The 8477-nt window shown below is 61.9% G+C and carries 5 protein-coding genes; all 5 read left to right on the top strand.

The genetic code is table 11. The features are described from left to right. Nucleotides 1–270, top strand: a 270-nt coding sequence (locus tag DBR12_RS22200; protein ID WP_158274997.1) for a hypothetical protein, incomplete at its 5' end; no start/stop codon positions are given. 32 nt (nucleotides 271–302) lie between these two features. Beyond that, the gene (locus tag DBR12_RS12415; RefSeq protein ID WP_108617527.1) at nucleotides 303–746 is read left to right on the top strand and encodes a hypothetical protein; all 444 of its coding nucleotides are present in this window, start codon (nucleotides 303–305) and stop codon (nucleotides 744–746) included. A gap of 121 nt (nucleotides 747–867) precedes the next feature. Continuing rightward, nucleotides 868–1731, top strand: coding sequence for an alpha/beta fold hydrolase (locus DBR12_RS12410; RefSeq protein ID WP_233244426.1), 864 nt, complete (start codon nucleotides 868–870; stop codon nucleotides 1729–1731). Nucleotides 1732–1989: 258 nt separating this feature from the next. Then, nucleotides 1990–2880, top strand: coding sequence for an alpha/beta fold hydrolase (locus DBR12_RS12405; protein ID WP_108617529.1), 891 nt, complete (start codon nucleotides 1990–1992; stop codon nucleotides 2878–2880). A 190-nt stretch (nucleotides 2881–3070) separates the two neighbouring features. Next, nucleotides 3071–8386, top strand: a complete 5316-nt coding sequence (locus DBR12_RS12400) for a hypothetical protein (RefSeq protein ID WP_108617525.1) — start codon at nucleotides 3071–3073, stop codon at nucleotides 8384–8386. The last annotated feature ends 91 nt before the right edge of the window (nucleotides 8387–8477 follow it).

Genomic DNA, 8477 nt, shown 5'->3' with positions numbered 1-8477 from the left:
GGCAACGACTGTGCGGGCGCCTCCCAACGGGTGGGCCCCAGCAAGCTGGGGGTGGTGCGCTTCGCGCGGTCTGAAGCCAACCCCGCGCTGGCCGCCCGCTGGGGCGAGCTGCACACCGTGGTGGGCACACGCGCTGGTGCCATCTGGGCCCTGCCGTCCGCCCACCAGCTGTGCCTGCTGGGCGACGAGATTCCCAGCAGCAGGCCGTCGCTTTCGGCTGTGGCCGCGAGCGTGGCAAGCCACTCCGCAGACAACTGCTTTGTTCGATGAAACCGATGACCCCGATGAAACCAAGGAACCCCATGAAGTCTTCTACACGCCCCGCGCTTTTGGCGGTGGCGCCCGCCTTTGCCGCACTGGCCCTTCTGAGCGGCTGCGCATCCACCCTCGACCAGCGTGGCCTGGAGCAGCGCACCGCACAGGCCATTGGGCGGTCTGTGGGCCAGTTCACCATCACCGACCGCGCAGAGGAAACCGGCGGCCGCATCAACTACACCGTCAACACCCTGGACGGCGTGGCCTACCGCTGCTACCTGTACGGCGCCACGGGTTTTCAGAAAGCCATGAGCTTTGGGCAGACGCCGCACTCCGACGCCATCTGCACCGCCATGGTGGCCAGCAAAGGCAGCAGTAGCCCGGCGGCAACTGCACCCACAGCAGCCCCAGCAGCCCCCGCACCCGCAGCCCGTGGCCGCAATGCCAGCCCCGAATGCAACGCCTTGCTGAAAGCGGCCGGGCGGTGCTGACGCGAGCCAGCCCGTGCCGCCACTGCTTACCGTGGCCCCGGCTTGCGTTGACAAGCGGGGCGGCTCCACACATCAGGAAGGGCAAGGCGCAATGAACCGATGGCGATTGGCGGGCTTGTGCTTGTCCTTGTCCTTCTTTCTGATGGGCTGCGCCACGGTGCCGGGCGTCGTGACCAGCACGGTGGGTGGGCGCACGGTGGAGTACGCCCTGGCGGGGCAGGGCGCACCCGTGGTGGTGTTTGAGAACGGGCTGGGGGCCCGCCTCGATTGGTGGTCCAAGGTCTGGCCAGACACCGTGCAACAGACCACCGCGCTGGCCTACCACCGCGCAGGCTACGGCCACAGCGAGGCATCGGCGGCCCCCCGCGACGGCGCCCACGTGGTGGAAGAACTGCGTGCGCTGCTCCAGGCCCGCAAGCTGCCGCCGCCCTACGTGCTGGTCGGCCACTCGCTGGGCGGCTTGTACATGCAACTCTTTGCGCGCCAATACCCCAGCGAGGTGGCCGCGCTGGTGCTGGTGGACTCCACCCACCCCGACCAGATGCGCGGCGCTGGCAACCCAGACCTCTGGCCCACCTGGCTCAAAGTGGCCTTCCGCCTGAGCACCACAGACGTGGCCAAACAAGAGCTAGCAGCGCTGGATGCCACCGGCCAACTGGTGGCCAGCCTGCCGGTAGACCCCGCAATGCCCGTGTTTGTGCTGAGCGCGCTGCGCGCCACGGGGGCATCTCCGTCAGCCCTGGCGGACGACGCCCACCGCAAGCGGGCCGAGATCGCCGACCTTTATCCAGGCTCCACCCAGATGTGGGTGGACAGCGGGCACGGCATCCCCTTGGAAAAGCCCGAGGCAGTGGCGCAGGCGATTCGGGCTGCGGTGCAGGCAGCCCGCGCGTCTCCAGCGCCCCGCGCTGCGGCGTCGCTCTGTGCGCCTGCGGTTGCTGGGTTGGCGGCTGCGTGCACACAGGGCGTGCAATCAGGTAGGTAGAGGTAGGTAGTCTGTTTGCTATGAAATAGATAGCTAACAATGAATACAGATGGGCGGAGGGCACCATTTTTGTTCAAAAAATAGGCCGCGTGCGTTGCCCCTGCCGGTAGGCAAGGCGCCTACGGGTAGGGGCGGGCCATGGGTGGCCGCTGGTTTCCGCGTGCGTTTTGGCGAGCTGGATTGCTGAAAGCGGTGGAGGTCATGCCCATGGCGATTTCATCGTGGCGTGCCAACCAGACCCCGTGCCAGAATGAAACGATGAGCAGCACCACCACCTCGTCCTTCCAGTCCAACGCAGACGGCACCCGGGTCACCACCTACACCTGGGCCCAAACCCCGGGCCAACCTGTGGGTGTCGTTCAAATCTCCCACGGGCTTGCCGAGCATGGCGAGCGCTACGACCGCTTTGCGCGGGCCCTCAACGCCGCAGGCTTCATCGTCCACGCCGTGGACCATCGCGGCCACGGGCGCACGGCAGGTGGCAAGCTGGGCGACTTCGGCAGCGCTGGTTTCGGCGGCCTCATTGCCGACGTGGCCCAGTTCGGCGCGCTGCTGCGCGCGCAGCATGGGCCGCAGCAACTCCCGCTGTTTTTGTTCGGCCACTCCATGGGCTCGTTCGCAGCGCAGGCGGCCATCCTCGATCATTCATCCACCTGGTCCGGCGTCATCCTGTCAGGATCCACCGCCCTCGACCTGCTTGCCGCCGCCATGGCCAACGCCCCCGCCGACGCGCCCGCGGGGCTGGCGGCCTTCAACGCAGGCTTTGAGCACCGCACCGGCTACGAATGGCTGTCGCGCGACGCTGCAGAGGTCGATGCCTATTTGGCCGACCCGTGGTGCGGCTGGGACGTGCCACCCGACGTGATCCCCTCACTCTTCGCGCCCGCGCCCAGGCTGGCGGACCCCGCGCAACTCGCGCGCATCCGCAGCGATCTGCCCATCCTCATCGCATCCGGCGACGCAGACCCGCTGGCCGCAGGTGGCGTCTTGTTGGAGCAACTGGGGCAGCGGTATCGCGATGCCGGTGTGGCCGATGTGACGGTCAAGCTGTACCCGGCGGCGCGGCATGAGATCTTGAATGAGACGAATCGGGATGAGGTGACGGGGGATGTGGTGGGGTGGTTGAAGGCGCGTGTGGAGGCGGTGTAGTCGATGGTCGATGCCATCGTGGGGCTCTGATTGATGCCCTCTTTAGGCTAGTCTGAGTCGTTCACAAACGGCAGGAGCTATGACCGCTGTTGCGTATGCCAGTCGTTGGAGTGCGATCAACTCGAATGCCTGCACATTGTTAACGGCGGTCACGCCACACTGGTCAGTGTTGTTCCAACCTTTCTTAGCAATGACGACAGAACAAGGCAATAACGGTCAGCAGACCCCAGACACCACGCAAGTAGCGCCACGCGGGACATCACCGGAGTTGACTGGCGGCCAGGGCTTCACCTTCGAGGATGCTGTTTCTTCGGTATATGCAGCAGCGCTGCTCTGCGAGGCGACAGCGCCAGGCCTTCCGGGCCGCGTCGTCAGACATGTCTCGGTGCAGCAAGGTTCGTTTGGGCAGCCGCTCGACGACCTCATCGTTCGGGCAGAAGGCGCCGACCAAGTCTCGATTACCTTCAGTGCCCAAGTCAAGCGCAAGCTGGTAGTCAGCGCGGCGATCACGAACCTTGACTTCCGAGAGACGATTGAGCGCGCTTACGAAACGCTCTCGGACGCCGGTTTTCAGGTTTCGTTGGACAGGGTGGGCGCTATCGTCGGCGAAATATCGGACGCAGCCAAGCGGAGCTTCGAGACGCTTTGTGAATGGGCGCGGGCAGAGAGCTCCTCGGAACAGTTCGTCCGTAAGTTGCAGACTGACGGCGCCGCGGGAGGCAAGCTATCGCAGTTCGAGGCAGTCCGCGACATCCTCTCGTCCAAGGCGGCGCCGGGCGAGCTCGAGGCGGTCACCCACAAACTACTGAGTCACTTTGTCCTCATACGCCTGGACTTGCTGACAGACGGTTCACCGACCGAGGCGCAGACAGTTGCTGGCCTTGCCAACACGCTGGCTCCAGTTGACCGTCCCCGCGCTGATGACCTATGGCGTCGTTTGCTGGCGTTGGTGCGCGTTTCGCAGGGGCGCGCTGCAGGGTACGACCGCAAGACGCTCGTCGCTCGGCTGAACGGCGCATTCCGACTTGCCGGGGCGCCGAGTGCGCAAGCAACACTGAAAGCCATACAGCAGGAAAGTCGACTTGCCGCTGCCGAAATCACGAACAGCATCTCTGGGCTGAGTGTGCCGCGCGACACCAGTGTTCAAGCGGTGGTCGAGGCTGCAAACTCGCCTGGATTTGTGCAGATTGGAGGCGTGCCCGGTGCGGGCAAGTCGGTCGTTCTCCGCTCGGCGTTCGAACGACTTGCAGGCTCTGGAACTATCCTCTTCCTAAAGTCCGACCGTCTGCGGGGGAGCACGTGGGCGCAGTACGCCGCCACTGCGGGCATGACACACGGCAATTTGGAAGAGCTGCTGGTGGAGCTTGCTGCGTCCGGCTGCAGAGCGCTGTTCGTCGACGGTATTGACCGTGTGGAGGTTGAACACCGAGGCATCGTCCTGGACCTGCTCAACACCGTCCACTCCTCGCCGTTGCTGCCTGGATGGTGCGTCGTGGCCACCGTGCGCGACACGGGAATGGAGCCGCTGCGGACTTGGCTGCCTGCACGTCTGTTCTCAAGCGGAGTGCGGACCATTACCGTTGACTCTTTCGACGACGGGGAAGCAGAGGCGCTCGCACAAGCCAAGCCAGCCCTTCGACCGCTGCTCTTTGGCAGTGATTCTGTTCGTGCGGTTGTTCGTCGGCCTTTCTTCGCGGCTGTGCTAGCCAAGGAGGTTGACTCGTCGAACGCGCAGGCTACCTCTGAGGTCGACCTTGCAGCGCTGTGGTGGGAGCGCGGCGGCTACGGCGCTGACGCTACGAGGGTGGGCTACCGGCGCAATGCCTTGGTACAACTGGCCAAGACAGGCGCACACCAACTTGGCAGGCGCATTCCCATAGCCGATGTCGATGCTCAAGCTCTCGCCGAGCTGGAGGCGGACGGCATAGTTCGACCTGTCAGAGGCGGACATACCGTGCGGTTCTCCCACGATATCTTCTTCGAATGGGCGTTCCTACAGCACCTAGTCCGGGCGGATGGCGCCTGGCCGGAGATCATTCGCGAAGTCGGGGAGCCGCCAGCGCTCGGGCGGGTCGTCGAACTGCTCTCCCAGGCGGAGCTTGCCCACGGCGAGAACTGGGCCAACCACTTGGCCGCCTTGGAGGAAGACCAGAGGCTTCGCTCCCAGTGGCTGCGCGCGTGGATGGTCGGGCCGTTTTCCCTGGAGACGTTTGCGCAGTACTCCGCCGCTTTCGACCGAGCGATGCTCGGCATTGCCCACTCGCGGGTCCGCAAGTTGGTCATTTGGTACCAAGCTGAAAAGACGAAGCCCAATACGGCCATTCTCGAGCGCTCGGATGCTCCAGACCTCGACCTCGCCAAGCGTATGCTCTACGCGGACATGTTGGGACATCCATCAGACGTCGCTGCCTGGGCTCGCTTCTGCGACTGGCTTTTGGATCATGCTTCTGACATCCCAACCAGAGTGATTCCAGATGTGGTCTCAGCGTTTGAGGTCTGGCAAAACATGTTCTCCCACTACCGAAACTGGGTGTCGGAGCGGATGGTGCAGACGTGCCTCGCTTGGCTGCACCACATTGAGCACGTACAGCATCGAAGGGAGTTCTCAACGGATCGGGGTGTTTGGAACGATATTGATGACAGGCGGGATGGCTTGAACGAGCTCGAATCCGCGCTACGCAGACTGGTGTTGAACTCTTCGTCCACCCAGGGTTTTTTGGTCACTCTGTATCTCCGCGATTTACGTCGCCTAGAACAGATTCCACGTCAGGCCGTGCAATCCGTGTTTGCACATGCGTCGTCTCTCTCTCGTGCTTGCCCTGCGGAGTTGGTCGACTTCACTCTGTCGGTTGTACGAAAGCATCTCCCTGTGGTTGTAAAGAAGAATATGCGAGGCCAAAACTACTTGGTGTCACGCAGCTTCGGCCACTTCGAATGGGACCATCTCTCCATCAACGACCACTCCTCCTTCCTTCCTGCAGCCCCGACAAGGGAGCCATTCCACTCACTGCTCCAGCAAGCTCCGGACCAAGGTAGGAGACTGATTCGGGAGGTCGCCAACCATTCCATTCGATCATGGAGGCAGCTGCATCGGCTCTCCCACGAGCGTGATGGAACGCCTATCCCGATCGTCATGCAATTTCCTTGGGGCAGGCAAGTGTTCTGGGGGGATAGCCGTCTTTATTTTGGTGCACGTGGATACTTTGGATCGTCTCTCGTCAATTCGGGCTGGATGGCTCTCGAGGCTTGGGCGTTCCGTGAGCTTGAGAACGGCGCTCCAGTTGACGATGTCCTCAATGCGGTCTTGGAGGGACACCAGTCCGTCGGCGCCCTCGCTGTTGCAGCAGCTGTCGCCCTGCAAGCACAACACCCGTCCGCAGTATCTTTGCCAATTGCGACGAATCAACGGCTTTGGCACTGGGACATTCAGCGCCAAGTGCACGATTTGTCGAAGACAGCGAACCTTATCGGGTTCTTCAAGCCGGAAGACAGAGCTCACGGTTTGGCGGTGAGGGACGGTAACAATCGTCCGGTGCGCCGTGCGGACATCCGCTCGCTTGGGACGCTCATGGTGATCAAAGGGGGAGAGCTAGGGGCACAAGCGGCTGCAGCCATCCAAGGCTTCCCTGGCGAGCTTCCCTTCGACTACGCCGAGCAAAAAAATAACGCTGAAGTAAGTTCAAGCCTCGCAAGAACCGCAGAGAGATGGGCGGAGCTTGGCAAACCGGAGAACTATCGAGCAGAGCTAAGCCTGGATGAGTCCAAAGTGGTTATCTCCCACGAGAATCCCAAGGCAACGGGTGAGGACATCCAAGCTATAGAAGCCCGGCAGAGCGAAATGGGACGCTGTCTTACGCCTCTGAACTGGGTCCACTCCTATTTTGATGACGGCAATCTGAAAGATTCACTCACGCTCGAGGCTGCTGCAACAGCAGCGATAGAGATCGACTCCGAAGCCCTCTTTGCAAGCGGATATGAGTTCACGGAGTTGGAACATCTAAGGCAATCGACCGTTGCTGGAGTCGCTGCAATCCTTCTGATCGAGAAGGCTGAAGCGCACTACGAATGGGCAGTTGGAGTTTGTGCCCGTGCGGCGCAGACGCCGGAAGTGCCTCAACCGTTTTTTACCCGCAGCGTGAAGCTCATGCACCATCCGGTGCTCTATTCAGCCAAGGGTTTGGGGGCATTGTTCGCAGTTGCTGAAGACGACGAGGACGTCAAATCTTTGCAGTCTTTCCTTACGGAGCTGTGTGCCAATCCCTATGAGGAGATCGCTGTCGCCGCATTCGCTGCATTGCTCGGTGCTTGGCCTAGGTATCCGGATATCGCTTGGGCAGCGATGCGGCTGGCTACGGCGTTAGCGCTCTTGGAAGTGCAGTATGGCCCCGGAGATGCAGAGGCACGGCATTACGCGCGAATTCAGGATGTCGTCGCCGAGGAGCTTCTACGTCTGCAAGATGGACCGCCTTTAGCCGGTCCCTTGCCCACTTGGCCCGAGCCCTGGGTGCCGATTTCTGACGGCGAGGCCGTTCAGGCTCGTCGGCGCCGTGGCCGCACTGTCGATGCCGAGTGGCGGGTCAACTCCGTGCGCGTTGACACCTCGTTCTTGGAGAAGGTTCTGCAGAATATTCCCTTGGACTTCGCGTTGGCGGACCAAGCGAACGGGGATCTGTTCCTGGACTGGTGTGAGGGCTTAGCCACGTGGACCATCAAGCGAATTGCACCTGCCTGGGCGAGAAGTCGGCGGGACCTTGATGACGCCTATGGGCCAGACTACTTCGAGTGGCGCCGCCATCTATACCAGTTTCTGTCCCGGCTCGCACTGAAACTGCCCGTAGAGGAAAGCACACGGCGTTTCTTGCTACCTGCCATAACCACCAATGACGAGGCCTTCGCGAGCCTTGGCGAGTGTTTCACAGGTCATTTGATTGCCCAGGTGGCTGACAGCCCAGAAATTCCTCGAATCGCTTTGGAGTTGCTCTCCGTTGTTACGCAGCGCGTTCTTGCCTATCGGGGCTGGCCCCACGCCGGTCAAGGCGGGCACACAGAGCAGGACTTCGTCGACATTGTTAAGCACCTGTTCTTCGCCGATCTGAGATATGCAGGTGGTGCAGTTCGCTTTGCGAACCGAAACTGGGCCAAAGTTGGAACTGTGATTCCCGTTTTCGAGCCGATATTGCGCGTGCATGGTTCTGTCACCTTCGTTGCGCTCGCCTGGATGAACCTTTGCGAAAGCAGCTTCGAGCACTACCCCGTTCAGCACTTCGTCGACAACCTTGAGCACGTCCTAGTCGGAGAGGGGACCCCAGCGGGATGGCGTGGTACGCAATTGCCGGGGCGGCTTTCGGGGCTGATTCAGCGCTTCAGTGAGCGACAGCAACCCATACCCTTGGCGATGGCGCAGAAGCTCTTGAGAGCACTTGACAGGCTGGTGGATATGGGCGACAGGCGCGCTGCTGCTGTGCAGCTTAGCGAGGTCTTCCGCACCGTTAGAGTCACGAGTTGAAGCCGCCACTTGTCAAGACATCAGACTATCCGCGTTAAATCGTGCGGGGGTATCGACGGTATCTCGCCCACCAGTGAGCCAATGGCGGTTT

The sequence above is a fragment of the Acidovorax sp. HMWF029 genome (genome assembly GCF_003060895.1).
Taxonomy (GTDB): domain Bacteria; phylum Pseudomonadota; class Gammaproteobacteria; order Burkholderiales; family Burkholderiaceae_C; genus Acidovorax.
The sequence above is the reverse complement of the archived record's forward strand: the minus strand, read 5'-3'. Positions and strand labels throughout refer to the sequence as shown.

Coding starts and splice junctions, on each gene's coding strand:
- DBR12_RS12405 (WP_108617529.1), top strand. CDS start 1,990: ATGAGCAGCACCACCACCTCGTCCTTCCAGTCCAACGCAGACGGCACC.
- DBR12_RS12400 (WP_108617525.1), top strand. CDS start 3,071: ATGACGACAGAACAAGGCAATAACGGTCAGCAGACCCCAGACACCACG.
- DBR12_RS12415 (WP_108617527.1), top strand. CDS start 303: ATGAAGTCTTCTACACGCCCCGCGCTTTTGGCGGTGGCGCCCGCCTTT.